At 68.3% G+C, this 14,491-nt stretch carries 13 protein-coding genes and 4 pseudogenes; 6 read left to right on the plus strand and 11 right to left on the minus strand.

Annotated elements, in window-relative coordinates:
- Positions 1-15: 15 nt before the first annotated feature.
- The 5 genes and pseudogenes from IE271_RS35735 to IE271_RS35755 form a co-directional block, all read right to left on the minus strand.
- Positions 16-1,419 (minus strand): ISL3 family transposase, encoded by a 1,404-nt coding sequence (locus IE271_RS35735; protein ID WP_190194633.1) that lies wholly within the window; start codon positions 1,417-1,419, stop codon positions 16-18.
- Between the two features lie 197 nt (positions 1,420-1,616).
- A pseudogene (locus IE271_RS35740) lies at positions 1,617-2,121 on the minus strand (transposase); the annotation flags it as partial.
- Positions 2,122-2,278: 157 nt separating this feature from the next.
- Positions 2,279-2,644, minus strand: coding sequence for an STAS domain-containing protein (locus IE271_RS35745; RefSeq protein WP_190194634.1), 366 nt, complete (start codon positions 2,642-2,644; stop codon positions 2,279-2,281).
- 512 nt (positions 2,645-3,156) lie between these two features.
- Entirely contained in the window at positions 3,157-3,441 is a 285-nt protein-coding gene (locus IE271_RS35750; RefSeq protein WP_190194635.1) for an STAS domain-containing protein, read from the minus strand.
- A 371-nt stretch (positions 3,442-3,812) separates the two neighbouring features.
- Positions 3,813-4,421 carry a TetR/AcrR family transcriptional regulator gene (locus tag IE271_RS35755; protein ID WP_190194636.1) on the minus strand — a complete coding sequence of 203 codons (609 nt, stop codon included), beginning with the start codon at positions 4,419-4,421 and terminating at the stop codon, positions 3,813-3,815.
- Between the two features lie 105 nt (positions 4,422-4,526).
- Here IE271_RS35755 and IE271_RS35760 point away from each other — a divergent pair, with 105 nt between their 5' ends.
- Positions 4,527-5,720 carry an MFS transporter gene (locus tag IE271_RS35760; RefSeq protein WP_190194637.1) on the plus strand — a complete coding sequence of 398 codons (1,194 nt, stop codon included), beginning with the start codon at positions 4,527-4,529 and terminating at the stop codon, positions 5,718-5,720.
- Positions 5,721-5,753: 33 nt separating this feature from the next.
- Here IE271_RS35760 and IE271_RS42710 read toward each other — a convergent pair.
- The 5 genes and pseudogenes from IE271_RS42710 to IE271_RS35775 all read right to left on the minus strand — a co-directional run.
- Positions 5,754-6,278, minus strand: a pseudogene (locus tag IE271_RS42710) (transposase); the annotation flags it as partial.
- Positions 6,279-6,293: 15 nt separating this feature from the next.
- A complete protein-coding gene (locus IE271_RS42715; protein WP_229919806.1) occupies positions 6,294-6,689 on the minus strand; it encodes a helix-turn-helix domain-containing protein in 396 nt (131 codons plus the stop codon).
- Positions 6,689-6,862 carry a hypothetical protein gene (locus IE271_RS42720; protein ID WP_229919803.1) on the minus strand — a complete coding sequence of 58 codons (174 nt, stop codon included), beginning with the start codon at positions 6,860-6,862 and terminating at the stop codon, positions 6,689-6,691. Before IE271_RS42720 ends, IE271_RS42715 begins: the two co-directional genes overlap by 1 nt.
- Before the next feature lie 75 nt (positions 6,863-6,937).
- Complete coding sequence (locus tag IE271_RS35770) at positions 6,938-8,107, minus strand: 4-hydroxybenzoate 3-monooxygenase (RefSeq protein WP_190194638.1); 1,170 nt, start codon at positions 8,105-8,107, stop codon at positions 6,938-6,940.
- 234 nt (positions 8,108-8,341) lie between these two features.
- Positions 8,342-8,479 (minus strand): annotated as a pseudogene (locus IE271_RS35775) (IS481 family transposase); the annotation flags it as partial.
- 561 nt (positions 8,480-9,040) lie between these two features.
- Between IE271_RS35775 and IE271_RS35780 the strand changes: the two are divergent.
- The gene (locus tag IE271_RS35780; protein WP_229919804.1) at positions 9,041-9,691 is read left to right on the plus strand and encodes a DUF6518 family protein; all 651 of its coding nucleotides are present in this window, start codon (positions 9,041-9,043) and stop codon (positions 9,689-9,691) included.
- A 128-nt stretch (positions 9,692-9,819) separates the two neighbouring features.
- Here the strand turns inward: IE271_RS35780 and IE271_RS35785 are convergent, their stop codons facing one another.
- Positions 9,820-10,188: an ASCH domain-containing protein gene (locus IE271_RS35785; RefSeq protein ID WP_190194639.1), complete on the minus strand. Its 369-nt coding sequence runs from the start codon at positions 10,186-10,188 to the stop codon at positions 9,820-9,822.
- A gap of 71 nt (positions 10,189-10,259) precedes the next feature.
- Between IE271_RS35785 and IE271_RS35795 the strand changes: the two are divergent.
- The 4 genes and pseudogenes from IE271_RS35795 to IE271_RS35810 form a co-directional block, all read left to right on the plus strand.
- Positions 10,260-11,650 (plus strand): annotated as a pseudogene (locus IE271_RS35795) (Tn3 family transposase); the annotation flags it as partial.
- Between the two features lie 549 nt (positions 11,651-12,199).
- Positions 12,200-13,318 carry a tyrosine-type recombinase/integrase gene (locus IE271_RS35800; RefSeq protein WP_190194642.1) on the plus strand — a complete coding sequence of 373 codons (1,119 nt, stop codon included), beginning with the start codon at positions 12,200-12,202 and terminating at the stop codon, positions 13,316-13,318.
- Positions 13,318-13,644 carry a helix-turn-helix domain-containing protein gene (locus IE271_RS35805; RefSeq protein ID WP_119582293.1) on the plus strand — a complete coding sequence of 109 codons (327 nt, stop codon included), beginning with the start codon at positions 13,318-13,320 and terminating at the stop codon, positions 13,642-13,644. Before IE271_RS35800 ends, IE271_RS35805 begins: the two co-directional genes overlap by 1 nt.
- Before the next feature lie 3 nt (positions 13,645-13,647).
- A complete protein-coding gene (locus tag IE271_RS35810; RefSeq protein WP_190194643.1) occupies positions 13,648-14,397 on the plus strand; it encodes a hypothetical protein in 750 nt (249 codons plus the stop codon).
- Positions 14,398-14,491 lie beyond the last annotated feature (94 nt).

Genomic DNA, 14,491 nt, shown 5'->3' on the forward strand with positions numbered 1-14,491 from the left:
CCGGTGCGGAGGGTGTCACCGTGCGAGCAGGACGCGTTTGCGAAGGAGATCGAGGCTAGCGCGGCCGAACATCTGGCGTTTCAGCATTTTCAGCCGGTTGATGTTGCCTTCAACAGCGCCGGAACTGTGCGGCAGGGACAGACCGTTGTGGACGGCGTCGAAGTCGCGGCGGAGGTTGCGGGCGAAGCCCGCAAGTGGAGCCAGGGTGTCGTGCTCGACGCCGACGATCCACTCCTCGAGCCGGTCGCCGTGACGTCCGGTCATCATGACGGCGAACTTCCTGACGTGGCCGGTGAGCCGGTCCAGCTCGGGGTCGCGCTCACGCAGGCGGTGCAGCTTGTCGGCATCGCCGTCGTGAAGGTGTTCGGGATGGGTCATGATCCATGAGGTGACCTCGCGGACCGAGGGAGGCTTGGGACCGACGGCCGGTGCATGTCCGCGCCCGGTGCGGTAGCGCCGCAGATGACGCTGGACGGCCAGCTCGCCTCCGGGACAGCCGAGTTTCTGGATCTCCCGGTGGAGCTGTGCGGCATTTCTTATGCCTTCGTTCCAGCGTCGGTGCAGGTAGCCGACGTATGGGTCGACGACATGCGCACGCTGCAGACTCTTGGCGACGACGTCATCGGCGGAGCGGGCGTTGACCAGCTTGCGGACGGTGGCCTGGTGCAGCCCGAGCTTCCGGCCGATCGCCGCCTTCGACATCCCCTGCGCCCACAGCTCGTGAGCGGCGGCATGCTGCTCGCGCAGCCGGGTCACGATCTTCAGCTCCTTCGACGGCTGCACCACCTCAGGCTCCGCTTCCGGGTGGCCGGGGCCGTCGTCCACTGCGGCAAGCGGTTCTGCCAGGCGGGAGCGGTGGGCGTTGACCGTCTTCTCAACCGCCTGGCCGAGATTGGCCCACAGGTGATATCGGTCCGCGACCTGCTGGGCCTGCGGCGCCCCGACCCGCGCGCCCTCCCCGTAACCGCTGGAGCGGTCCCGGCAGATGATTTTCACCTCGGGATGGCCCTGGAGCCAGGCGGCCAGGTCTTCGCCCTCCCGGCCGTCGTAGAGATGCAGCGGCCGGTGAGTGGCCATGTCGATCAGGACCGTGCCGTAGTGGCGGCCCTTGCGGAAGGCAAAGTCGTCGACACCGAGCACCTCGACCTCGCCGATCCCCGGCTCGGGCAGGGCCCGGACCATCCGCAGCAGGGTGTCCCTGCCCACGGTGATGCCGACCGCGGCCGCCAGGCGGGCCCCGGCCCGGCCGGCCAGCGCCAATCCGATCTGCACCAACAGCCCGTGCAGCAATGGGGCATAGCGGCCGTGCGGAGTCGTCAGTCCCGCGATCTGCTCGGCGAACGTCACTGCCGTGCAGGCGGGATTCTCACAGCGGAAGCGACGTATGTGTAACTCGATCACGACACCGAGACCGCCCACAGCGGCAGGTCCCGGTCGTCGACCGCACTCGTGCCCGCAGTACTACCTTGTCCGGCCGTCGCTCGACCTCCTCGATCAGCAGCGCGGACAGGTACGGAAACAACTCCAGGAGCACATCACGAGAGCACCCGATGCATGATCGCAAACAGTCGGCACAGCCTGCTCAACCGTCCAGATCACAAGATCGTCGACAGAACCCTGATCTTGACGTTGATGGCGTCCACGAACAGGACCGGGTAGACGCGGTCGAGGGGACGGTTCTGCCATTCGGCCATGCCGTCCATCACCTTGTCGGTAATGGTGGAGATGGGTCTGCTTGGACACCTCGGCGCCGTAGACCTCGGCGAGATGGGCCGAGATTTCGCCGTGCGTGGGGCCCTTCGCGGACAGCGACAGCACCATCTCGTCGACGCCGGTCAGGCGGCGCTGCCGCTTCTTGACAATCTGCGGCTCGAAGGTGCCGGCGGTATCGCGCGGCACCCTCACCTCCACCGGGCCGACATCGGTCAGCACGGTCTTCGCCCGGGTCCCGTTGCGGCTGTTGCCGTTGTTCTTCCCGGCCGGGTCGTGCTTCTCGTAGCCGACGTGGTCGGTGATCTCGCCCTCCAGGGCGGACTCCAGCACCCGCTTGGCCAGCATCTGCAGCAACCCGCCCTCGCCGGTCAGCTGCAGCCCCTCGTTGCGGACCCGGTCCACCAGCATCGCGATCAACTGCTCGTCCGTCGCCGTACTCGACGGCGCCTGGACCGGCTGCTCAGCGGGCTCAGGCTCAACGACGGTGTCGGTCATCTCTGGCGTCTCCTTGATCATCAGATCCGCCGTTGATTAGACACTCCCTGCGGGCCGGATTCGCGGGCCCTCAGACGGTGAGGGCGTGGTGCACGGTGGGGTAGCAGTCGAAGACCGTGTCCAGGCAGGTCAGCTCGATGAGGCGCATCACGGACGGCTGTATGCCGGACAGGCGGACCCAGCCCGGCTTGTCGCGGGTGGCGTCGTGCAGGTCGAGCAGGGCTTTGACGCCGCTGGAGTCCATGAAAGTCACCCGTGCAAGGTCGATCACCATGCGGGCTGGGAGGTCGTTCTGGTCGGCGGTGAGGACCTGGCGCAGCCGGCGGGCGGTGTGCATGTCGATCTCGCCCTCAAGGCTCAGGATGACGGTGGTGTCGGTGGTGGTGCGAAGGGCCGAGAACCGGCTCGGCTCGTCCGCACCGTCGAAGTGGGTCACGGGGGTGCCTCTGCGGTCGGAGGAAAGAGCCGCGCTCGCTTGGTGTGCATGCGCGGCTCTTATGACCGTAGGGGCGCCGCGCGCCCGCGGTCCATCCGTACGCGGCATATATGCACCACCACCCGAAGTGGCCCATACCCCAGGCCCGTGCCCGCGCCCGGGGCGCACGACACGAGCGCACGGTCGGGACGTGCGCGCGGCACGATGCGACCGGGCCTGATGGGCGGGTGTTGGATACCGGAGGCCGCGTCTACGGGACGCCATTTCATGGTCATGGCAGGCACGCGGCCGGGCGAGGGCCCGGACACCCCCGGCTCTGGGGCCTCGCCCCCACCTCCGCCGTTTCGTCCGCGGTACCGCCCCGTGCGCTGCGCCGGCGGCGCGGAACGTCACCGCTCGTAGAACGGGAGCCGTTTGTCCAGATGGGCGCCCTCGAACGCGATCCGCGCCATGGTGCTCGCCTGCGCGAGAGTGACGCTGATCCCCGCCGTCTGGAACCCGGCGCACATGCCTCACAGGGTGAACGCGGCATCGCGGCTGCAGTAGGAGACCTCCGACAGATCGAGCACCACCTGCCGCTCCTGCCCCTCCTTTTCCTGCGCCAGCGACGGGACCGCCTCGATCAGCCGCTGCACCTCGTCCGCTCGCGGCTCACCGACCACCCTCAGCCACACCTCGCCATCCGCTGTCTTCGCCTCACGCAGCACCAACTCAAAATCCGATCCCCGCACCATCCCCGCCCCCCTTTGATCAGCCTTGATGGAGTACGACGCCTCTTCCCGACCCGGCTCCTTCAAGCCTGGCAGTCCTGCCCGACCCTGCGACGGCGTCCACGCATGGCGGCAGCGTGAAGGGCCGTGAGGTCGCCTCGGCCGGCCTGCGCTCGCGTCGCGGCTCACGGAAGGGCCACACGTCTCGGGCCGAGGATGCGTGGGTCCGGCCCGCAAGGCGCACGGGCCGGACCCACGATCTACCTCCGTCTGCCCGGCGCCCCGTACCTAGTGGCTCGGCTCGTATCGTTGGCCGGGTAATCGACGGGTTGCCCGGCAGTCAGCAGGCCAGGGCGGCCAGGTGCGCCGCCGGTCGTGCACGCGATTCATGTCGCCTGAAGTCGTGCGGTTCCGGGGGCTGTGCGTGGACCGATGTCGACGTGTGGTGCGCGTGAGCGTCAGCGTCCCTGTGCGTCCCAGTTCGCGAGCACGGCGTCGGCCGCGGCGTGCAGGTGCCGTGCTGATGTGCCGTCGCATACCTGTGTCGAAATACCGAGCAAGAAGCCGTGGATCATTGACGTGACGCCGTCCACATCGGTGTCTTCGGCGAGTTCTCCTGAGGCGATACCGCGTACGATGCACGCCCTGATGCGCGCGCGGTCCGCTGCGCGGCGCGCCGCTACGACCTTTCGCGCTCCGGCCTGGCCCGCTCCCGGTGCCCGGGTCGTCCCCGAGAGGGCGACGAGGCATCCGCGAGGGTGGGATGTGTCGGTCTGCATGTTGATCGACCCGTGGAGGAGCCGGGCGATGGCCTCGCGGGGACTTTCCGCCTCGTCGGCCACGACATCGGTGACGCTGCCCGGTCCGGCGATGTAGTGCTCAACGGCCTTCTCGAACAGTCCCTCCTTCGAGCCGAAGGCGCCGTAGAGGCTCGCGGAGGACAGCCCTGTGGCCTCGCGGAGCTGGGCCAGCGATGTCGCTTCGTAGCCCTGTTCCCAGAACAGCAGCATCGCGGCCTCCAAGACGGCCTCCATGTCGAAGATGCGGGGACGGCCGACAGGGGACACGGCGAACCTCCTCTATTGCGGACTGACTGATCCAGTTTGACACCCGCAAGCACGTCGATCAATATCGGATCAGTCAATCCATAACTAGTGAAGGAGTCCGACCCGATGACCACAACGTGCCCCACGCCGGTCCGCGAGCGAGCGCACGAGTCGTTCCCCGTTCCGGCACTGGTGGTGATGGCGTGTACCGGATTCATCGTGATCATGACCGAGACGCTGCCGGCGGGGCTGCTCCCGCAGCTCGCTGCCGGACTCGACGTCTCCGAAGGCGGCGCCGGCCAGCTCGTGAGCGCCTACGCGATCGGAACGGTCCTCTCGGCGGTACCCGCGATCGCGCTGACGCGCGGGGCACGGCGGAAGCCGCTCCTCCTTGCGGGCCTGCTCGGGTTCCTTGTCGCGAACGCCGTCACCGCGGTATCGCCGTCGTTCACCGTCGCTCTTGTCGCCCGGTTCGTCGGGGGAGCCTTCTCCGGTCTGCTGTGGGGCATGCTCGCCGGATACGCCCGGCGTATCGCCGCACCTGAGCACGCCGGGCGTGCCCTTGCCATCGCCATGGCCGGAACCCCCGTCGCACTCTGCGTCGGAACACCACTTGGCGCCTGGCTGGGCTCGACGGTCGGGTGGCGCTGGTCCTTCGCCGCGATGTCCCTGCTCAGCGTCCTCGTCATGGTCTTCGCGAAGTTCCTCGTGCCCGACGCCCCGGGGCAGTCGGCGCAGACACGCGCTCCGCTCAGCCGAGTGCTGGGCATTCCCGGTGTGGCGACCATCCTCGCCGTCGTATTCGTCTGGATGCTCGCGCACAACCTGCTCTACACCTACATCGCTTCCTATCTGCAGCAGATGCGTCTCGCGCTCCGGCTCGACGTCACACTTCTCGTCTTCGGCGTCGCTGCGCTCGGAGGTATCTGGACCACCGGCGTGTTCATCGACCGCGCACTTCGCAGGCTCACCCTGGCAAGTGTGATCCTGTTCATCGTCGCCGGGGCGTTTCTTGCCGCCGCGCAGCAGTCCACTGTGCTCGTGCTGCTCGCGATCGTCCTGTGGGGCCTCGCGTTCGGCGGCTCGGCGACGCAGTTGCAGACGGCCATGGGGGAGGCCGCGGGCGAGAACGCCGATGCGGCGAACGCGATGCTGACGACATCCTTCAACATGGCGATCTTTGCGGGTGGTGCTGTGGGGGCTGTGGTCGTCGATGGCGTGGGCGCACCGGTTCTTCCAGCCGGGATGATCGCTCTCACACTCATGGCGCTCGTCATGGTCGGCTTCGGCCGGCGCGCAGCATTCCCCGCAGGGCGTTGATCGAGAACTGACCGGACCACTCCTCGTGGCTTGTCATGCAGCCTTGGACGGGTATGCGGTCCACTGACGGATTGGCGAGTCGGGGGCGAAGTTGGTCTTGGGCTCGGCGCGGGCGTTGCGCCAGCGGGTGTAGGCGGCGATGGCAGCGTTCTGCTCCTCGTGGGTGCGGTGGTCCGTGCCGTTGAGGGCGAAGCAGCGCAGGGCCGCGAACTCCGATTCGATCCAGTTCAGCCAGGATCCGCAGGTCGGCAGGAAGACCAGCTCGACGTCGTTGTCAGCGGCCCGGCTGCGGACCTCGGCGTGCTTGTGGGGGGAGAAGTTGTCCAGGACGACGTACAGCTTCTCCCCAGGCCAGCGGGAGTGCAGGGTCTTGAGCAGGCCGAGGAACTCTCGCCAGCGTTTGCGCTGCCGGATCCTGTAGTAGATCTTGCCAGTGGCCAGGTCGAGGGCGGCAAGCATGTGCATCACGCCGCCGTACCGGTTGTAGGTGGCTCGCAGCCGGCGGGGCTTGCCTACTGTACGCCAGGCCCTGCCCCTGCGTGGCTGAAGGTTGAGAGGGCCGAACTCGTCGACTCATATCACCCGGCCGTCGGCCGGCGAGGTGTCGTACAGGGCCAGGACCCGGTGCATCCTGGCGATGAAGTTCGGACCGGTAGAGGCCTTCCACGTGGTTGTGACCTGCCAGGAGATCTCGCCGGAGCGCAGGATGCGGCGCAGCGTCTCCCGGCTGATTTTCGGAACCACGTGCCGTTGGACGAGGTGGTCGGCGAACTTGGACAAGCTCCAGGTGGCAAAGCCAGTCAGGCCCCAGTCGTCGGGGGACGTCGGGGCGATCAGGCAGATGTGCTCGCGCACCCGCTCACTGATCGTCCTGCGGCGTCCCCCGCTCCATTTTGGGTCCAGCGCGTCGACCCCCCGCTCGTTGAAGGCGTGGATGACATCGCGGACATAGTCCTCGCCGACCCGCATCACGAGGTGATGTCCTTGACCGTCTGGCCCCGGGCGGACATCAGCACCACGATCGCCCGCCGCAACCTGACCGGATCCTTCGCGGTCCGGCTGATCCGTTGCAGGCGGCGGCCCACCTCCATGCTGACCGGACGGACGAACACACTCGGTCGACGTCCCACGACCACCTCCAAGATCAGGTCCTGGAGACAGTCTGCTGATCATCAGACGGAACGTCGATTACCCGCCCAACGCTGCGAGACGAGCCACTAGTTGGTGCCCGCGGTGAGTTCGCCGAACAGCTTGTTCGCCGTGGGGGGGGTGAACATCCGCTCCATCTCCGCGCGGGCGACCTGCTTGCGGAACTCCCCTTCGTAGGAAGGGTCACCGGCGTTGTGCATCAGGTCGGTGATCCAGGCGGCGAACGCCTGGTAGTTCCAGATGTGGCGCAGGGCCGTGGAGGAGTAGTCGTCGAGCTGGGTCGCGTCGCCCTTGTGGATCTGGGCGATGACGGCGCGGGCGAAGAGGTCGGTGTCGTGCAGGGCGAGGTGGATGCCCTTGGCGCTCATCGGCGGCACGATATGGGCGGCGTCGCCCAGCAGGTAGAGCTTGCCGTAGCTCATCGGACCGAAGACCACGCTGCGCAGCGGGATGACCTGCTTGCTGAGGATCTCGCCGCTGGCCACCGGGGTACCGAAACGGGCTTCCAGCTCGCTCCAGATCCGCTCGTCGGGCCACTGCTCGACCGTGTCCTCGACCGGGCACTGCAGGTAGATGCGGGTGGCGTCGGCGCCGCGGGGAATCATGCCGCCCAGGCCGCGCTCGTGGATGGCCATGCCGGCCGGGTTGGTCGCCACCGCGGCCCAGACGGTGAGCCAGGAGTATCCGTACTCGTAGGAGTACTCGGTCAGGACGTCGGCAGGGATGGAGGAGCGGGATACGCCGTGGAAGCCGTCCGCTCCGGCGATGAAGTCGCAGGTGATGGTATGCGTGGTGCCGTCGGCGTCCTGGTAGCGGACCGTGGGCCGCTCGGTGTCGACGTCCGTGAGGGACACATCGAGTGCCTCGTAGCGCAGGTCTCCGCCCTCGGCCAGGAAGGCATCGGTGAGGTTGCGGACCAGGACGTGCTGAGGGACGAACATGCCGCCTTCCTCGTCGTGCCCGATGTCCATCGGCATCGCCTGGCCGTCGATGAAGAAGCCGCCGTCGTCCTGCGGGATGGGATCACCCTCCAGGACTGCTCCGAGTCCCCACTTGCGGATGGCGCCCACGCCGAAGCTGTCAATGGCCCCGGCCCGCTGGCGCTGGTCGACGTAGGCGCGGCTGCGCCGTTCCAGCACGACGCAGCCGACGCCGTTGCGCAGCAGGATGTTGGCGAGCGTGAGTCCGGCGCCGCCGGCTCCCACGATGACGACGGGCGTGCTCTCGATCTGGGCCATGGTGGTCAGCCTCCGTGCAGTAGCGGGATCGTCCGCGCGGGGCGCGGACCGAGCCGCCCGGCTGGGGCCGCCTTACTCACCCCACTGTGACCTCGACCCGCACCTGCGCCCCACCGGCCAATGGACACTGAATAGCGAAAACCCGCCAACCTGGTGAGGTGGTCCCGCAGCGGCGTCCGGGACCAGCGCCCTAGGTGTATTGCCCTGTGAGGTTGGGGACGCGGCTGGCGGGTGGTTGGCCCAGCGCCGGGCAGTGCTCACGGAGACCTGGAAGCGTTCGGCTGCGCGTCGAAGAGGCCAGTGGTCCTCGACCACGCAGCGGGCCAGACGCAGACGGCCGGTCTCGGTCAGGGGTGCGTTACGGTGAGGCACGAGGGCCTTTCTGTTGCTGGCGCAGATGTCGCAATCCACACCAGGCCAGAAGGCCCTCACCCATTTCAAGATCGGTCAGCCGTGAGCCCTGTCACCGTCCACAACCTCCCGGGACAGAACAGCTAGTGCGCCACGATCATCGCGGACCCTGGCCTGTCCGGCTGGGCCCCGCTCTACGGGATGCTCAAGGACCGCTACGGCGTCACCTGGACGCTTGACATCGCCACTCCTCTCACCGGCTGACTCCCGGCTGCGGGCGCACGGCCGGGACAGCCTCGTGCGCTGCCGCGCCGTGCGTCCCTGCGGTGTCCGGTCACTCGCTTCCTCCGGAAGGCGCCTCTCGTGCGTATCCGTAGCCGGAGCTGCACCGGTATCCAGGTCGGTCCCTACTGCCTGAGCACCGTGAAATCCCGCCCCCACGGCAAGCCCGACGCGGACGACTACGTTCGGACCATCCATCTGGTCCCGCCCAGGGTCGCGTACACACGATGTGTATACACAACACGTATACATGATGTGTATAGTTCGAGATGCTCTGCACGTTGATCACGGAGGGTTTCCATGGCGACCACTGCTGCCGACCAATCGACCACGGCGAGAGGAAGAATGCGCGCGGGTGGTGGTGGCATCGTGCCGGCTGCGGTCGGCGGCCTGCTGTTCGGCGTGCTCACTAACCTGGCCCAGGGGTGGCTCCCAGGAGCCTGGAACCAGATCGCCAACTCCGGTGCCGTCTGGTCCGTCGCCGCGTTCGCCGCCGGAGCGCTGCCGTACCGGCGCGCCTCCGTACTGCGAGCCGCAATCGGCGGCCTGGCCGCGGAGGTCGGCCTGGTCATCGGGTACTACGGCTACGCCGAGTACGGGTACGGGCGCGCCGGGATGGGTGATCTCTACTGGCCGCTCGTCTGGCTGGGCATGGCCTGTGTGGCGGGGCCCCTGTTCGGCGCCGCGGGCCACTGGTGGCGGCACGGCCGCAACCGAGCGCGCCGCGTCACCGGACCGGCCGCTCTCGCCGGAGTCTTCGGCATGGAGGGCCTGCACTACGCCTGGACCCTCCACTACGCCCCGCAGGCCTGGGCGTTCCTCATCTGCTCCGTCCTGGTTGCGCTGCTCATGCCCCGTACGCACAAGGAGCGCGCTCTGACGCTGGGCGCCGCCGTGGCCTTCGCGTTCCTCGCCTACGCCCTGGTCGAGCTGCCCCTCGGCATGCTGTGAAGCTGCGCCTGAGGCTTGCATGACAAGCTGACCCGGCGTTTGTCGCTGGTAAGCCGAAGGGACACGGGATGATCTTGGTCTCCTGAGCGCTCGTCGTCACCTCGCGACCCAGCCGTCGCATCCGCGGTTCAAACGGCGCCCGTCTTGTCGTTGCTCTGGAAGGTGATGACGTCGACTTCGTCGGTTCCCGCCGGATCTGGGTAATGGCCCTTGAAGGCTTCCCGGAGTTGGGCCGCGGTCGTCAGCCCCTCAGCTTGCGCGTCCTGGTCGGTGAGGTCGCTGACCCTGCAGTGCCTGATGCCGGTCACCTCTGCCGACAGGACGACCTCAGGGTCGCTCTCAAATACCAGACTTGCGGGGCCGAGCTGCGCAGGGTCCCGGAAGCGGGTGGTCTTGGCGCCGGAGCGGACGGCTTCGAGGTAGCGAGGGTCGAACCGAATGATCGGGGGACCAGCCGTCTTGAGATCTTGGTAGAGCGACGGGTCGAGACCGTTCATGCCCGCCTCCGGGGTCCATCGTTGAGCGAGCGGCATCAGGCCGGTGGCGAGAAGGGACCTGAGCCCCGCGGGGGCGGACGTGGACGCACGCCGAGGGGCTGGTGGCTCTGTTCAACCAGGCGGTGGGCCGGCTGCGCCGTCACCGGACGTTGCTGCCTGGGGTCTTTGTGCTGGCCCGGCAGGTGTCGGAGGCCCGAGCGGTCGCGGACATGCGGCTGCACGCCACGGTCGCGGGGGCCGAGCGGCGGGCGGACCCGGCACTGCCCCGGGACCTGGTGGAAACGTTGAAGACGTCGGACGGTTCGCGGCTTTCGAAGCTGGAGCGGCTGCGCCGGCCGCCGACGCGGACGACGGGCGCGGCGTTCGCCCGCGCGCTGGGGCGGGTGGACGGGATCGGGGCGTCGTACCGGCTGGGGCGGTTGAAGCTGTCGCAGATCCTCCGAACCGGATGGTCGCTTTGACGCGGTACGTGTTGGGGTCGAAGGCGCCGCTGCCGGAGCGGGCGGCGGAGCCCAAGCGCACGGCGATGCTCACCGCGATGATGCGGCACCTGGAGGCGAAGGCGATCGACGAGGCCCTGAACCTGTTCCAGGTCCTCATGGCCACCCGGTTGCTGAGTACGGTGAAGCGGAAGACGGAGAAGGAGCGGCTGTCGACGCTGCCACGGCTGGAGAGGGCGTCGCACACGCTCGCGCGGGCGGCGAAGGTATTGCTTCAGGAACTGGTCGAGGAACACGGCGCGGACCTGGAGGTGGCCGCATTGTGGGCGGCGCTGGAAGGGGTCGCTCCGCGCGCCGCCGTGGTCTCCCTGGTGCCCAAGGACGAGGTCGAGGGCTCGGCCGAGGTCGCGATACGGGTCGCGCTGGCGACCAGGTACGCCACGGTGCGCCCGTCCCTGTCGCTGCTGGGTGAGTCGAAGGCGCTGGACGCGGCAAGCGCGGGCAAGCTGGTGCTGGCCGGGGTCCGGGGCCTTCCGGCGCTGGCGCGGCGAAAGGTGGGTATCAAGCCGCTGCTGCCGCGCGAGGTGGACGACAAGCTCGTGCCGCCGACGTGGCGCAAGGCGGTCTACGCCAGCCCCGACCTGCCGCAGGGCGCGGTGAACCGGGATGCGTACGTGGTGTGCGCGCTGGAGCAGCTGTACCGGACCCTGAACAATCGCGACGTCTTCGTCTCGTCCTCGCACCGCTGGTCCAACCCGCGTGCCCGCCTGCTGGAGGGCCCCGAGTGGGAGTCGGTGCGCGAGGACGTCCTGGCGGCCCGGCGCCTGAACGTGCCTGTCGAGGAGCATCTGGCGGAGCTGGTGCGAGGCCTGGAGGCGGGGTGGAAGCAGCTCACCGAGCGTCTTGAGGAGGCGGGGCCGACGGCGAAGGTGTCCACCGAGGTGCAGGACGAGGGGCGGGTGAAGCTGCACGTCGACAAGCTCGGCGCGCTCGGCGAGCCGAAGTCCCCGACCTGGCTGCGGGGGCAGGGATACGCGTCCGGCCCGCCGCCCGCCGCTACCGAGGAAGGGTCACGTTCTCGGCGCCACGGACCTGGAGAACACGGCTCCTTCGGCCTTTCACCCGGCTCCGCCGGGGCCTGAGGAAGACAACGCCCACCCGTGGCACAGCGCACTTGCGTCCTCTCCGGAGCAGGAGACCCCAGCAAGATCAATCCTGCCGGGATTTCTCTGTCCCGCCAACTACTCACACCTGGCTCAGCGCGCGATGCCGACACGAGTGATCCGGGGCCAAGCCCATGATCACCGGCTTGGCGTTCACGGCTGTACCGATGTTCCTACCGACGCCAATTGCATCGGATGCGAATACGCGACACTCGGCCTGGAGGCGGGTCCCAGACTGCGCGGAAACGACCCCATCAGGGACGTTGGCCTCGGAAGCACGGTAGCGGTCGCAGCGCGAAGTGTCTGCGGGCCTCACTCCATCGAGCGATTGAACTGCGAAGACGCCCCCCGAGTCGCATCTGATGCGAAATTCTCGCGTCAGATGCGATAGACGGAGAGTGATGGCAGATGGGTGGGGACGGCCTCGTTCCAGGTTCTGCTCGGCTGCACCTGATCGACGGTCTGCCGCTGCTGCGGCCGGACGAGCAGGTCTTCGAGGCGATGATCAAGGGCTGGCGCAACCAGCAGCTCGCCCGTAATCTCTCGCCGGGATACGTCAACGACCAGGAGCGTACGGTCCGGGCGTTCACCCGGCATGCCGATGCGATGCCGTGGCAGTGGACGCCACAGCACGTCGACGAATGGTCGGCCGATCTGCGGGCCGTGCACGGCTGCGTCCGCTCCACCCTCCGCAACTACCAGGGCTCCGTCAGGCAGTTCTGCGACTTCCTGACCAACCCCGCCTACGGCTGGAGCGACGAGTGCCTGCGGCACTTCGGGACCCACCCCGTCCAGGTGGTCTACGACTGGAACACGGCCACGCACGCCGACGAGGCCGAGGGCGAGCCGGAACGACGGGCCTTCACCCGGCCCGAGCTGGAAGCGTTGTTCGACCACGCCGACGAGGAGGTGCTGCGAGTCCGTGGCAAGGGCCGCAAGGGCTGGCTGCCGGCCTTCCGGGACGCCACCTTGTTCAAGGTCGCCTACGCCTACGGCCTGCGACGCAACGAGACCCGGATGCTCGACCTCACCGACTTCGGCCGCAACCCAGAAGGCCGGGAGTTCGGCGAGTACGGCACCCTGCTGGTCCGCTACGGCAAGGCCAAGAAGGGGTCGCCGCCCAAACGCCGCAGCGTGCTGACCGTCTGGCGCTGGACACCCGGCACGATCGAGGAATGGATCAGCGAAGTCCGGCCCGGGATGCGGCATTCGCCAAGCCGGGCCCTCTGGCCGTCCGAGCGAGGCCCGCGGATTGGGCTCCAGCGGCTGGACTCCCGCTTCGCCGCCTACCGGGACGCCGTCGGCCTGGACCCCGCGCTGGAATTCCACTCGCTACGCAGGTCCTACATCACCCATCTGATCGAGGACGGCCACGACCCACTGTTCGTCCAACAGCAGGTCGGCCACGACCACGCCTCCACCACCGCGATCTACACCTGCGTCTCCTCCGACTTCCGCACCCGCTCCCTGCGACGCGTCCTGGACGCCACCATCGAGGCCGCTCTCCGGCCGGGAAAGACCTCCTGATGCCACGCCAGATCAGCTACCGGTGGCGCCTGCGCGAGCTGATGGCCGCCCGCGGCATGTTCACCGTCGCCGAGCTCATGCCGCACCTGACCGAACGCGGCATCACACTGTCCTCCTCCCAGGTCCACCGCCTGGTCTCCGGCACCCCGGAACGGCTGTCCCTGCCGGTGCTGGCCACTCTCTGCGACATCCTCGACTGCACGCCCACTGACCTGATCGCCACCTCAGCCCAGAACCTCCCGGCCCGCCGAGCGGCCGGAGAAGAGGCGCCGATCAACCTGGCTGCCCGCCGGCCCACGCGGGTCCGCCTGACGCCGGAGGGGTGAGCCGTGACGCCGGAGGAGTACGAGCGGTGGATGATCCGCGACTGCACACGCTGCGGCCGTCGGGCCTCGAAGTCCGCCGAGTGGTCGGACGGTCCGATCTGCCGAACCTGCTACGACCGCGCGATGCGCGTCCGCGGCTGCTGCCCAGGCTGCCGAGTCGACCGGCTGCTACCAGGCCGGGACGCGACCGGCACGCCGATCTGCAGGGACTGCGCGGGCATCGTCCGCGACTTCTTCTGCGACCGCTGCGGTTCCGAAGGGTTGCTCCTCGGCGGACGCCTCTGCGAACACTGCACCCTCGCCGACACCCTCGGCCGACTCCTCGACGACGGCACAGGTCACGTTGCCGCTCCGTTGCAACCACTGGTCACCTCCCTGCTGGAGATGGGCCGTCCCAAGAGCCGCTTGATCTGGCTCCGCAATCCTGCTGTCGTCCGTCTCCTCCGGGGCCTGGCCGTCGGCAGCATCCCGCTCAGCCACGACGGGCTGCACCAGGAAACACCCTGGCGAACGGTCGTCCACCTGCGTGACTTGCTGATGGACAGCGGTGTCCTGCCACACGTCGACCGGCAGCTTCTGCTCTATCAGCGCTGGCTGGCCGAGCGGCTCGCCACCATCGAGGACCCTGAACACCGGCGGCTGCTTCAGCACTTCGCCGCCTGGCACCAGATGCGGCGCCTGCGGAGCAAGGCGGAGAAGGGACCGCTGGGACGCTCCCAGACGAACCAGACGAAACAGGAGATCACCCAGTGAGCTGCCCCGAGTTTCGTAGAGTCCGATCTTGATGGTTCAGGCGGACTGCGGGGTTTGCTCCTGGCTCCGCCAGAAGGCTTGCTCGTATTCGGCG

This window comes from Streptomyces minutiscleroticus (assembly GCF_014650875.1).
GTDB lineage: Bacteria > Actinomycetota > Actinomycetes > Streptomycetales > Streptomycetaceae > Streptomyces > Streptomyces minutiscleroticus.

Excerpts from the sequence above, each read along its gene's own strand:
- IE271_RS35760 (WP_190194637.1), top strand. The coding sequence starts at position 4,527 with ATGACCACAACGTGCCCCACGCCGGTCCGCGAGCGAGCGCACGAGTCG.
- IE271_RS42715 (WP_229919806.1), bottom strand. The coding sequence starts at position 6,689 with ATGCGGGTCGGCGAGGACTATGTCCGCGATGTCATCCACGCCTTCAAC.
- IE271_RS35805 (WP_119582293.1), top strand. The coding sequence starts at position 13,318 with ATGCCACGCCAGATCAGCTACCGGTGGCGCCTGCGCGAGCTGATGGCC.
- IE271_RS35785 (WP_190194639.1), bottom strand. The coding sequence starts at position 10,188 with ATGAACGGTCTCGACCCGTCGCTCTACCAAGATCTCAAGACGGCTGGT.
- IE271_RS35770 (WP_190194638.1), bottom strand. The coding sequence starts at position 8,107 with ATGGCCCAGATCGAGAGCACGCCCGTCGTCATCGTGGGAGCCGGCGGC.
- IE271_RS35800 (WP_190194642.1), top strand. The coding sequence starts at position 12,200 with ATGGGTGGGGACGGCCTCGTTCCAGGTTCTGCTCGGCTGCACCTGATC.
- IE271_RS35780 (WP_229919804.1), top strand. The coding sequence starts at position 9,041 with ATGGCGACCACTGCTGCCGACCAATCGACCACGGCGAGAGGAAGAATG.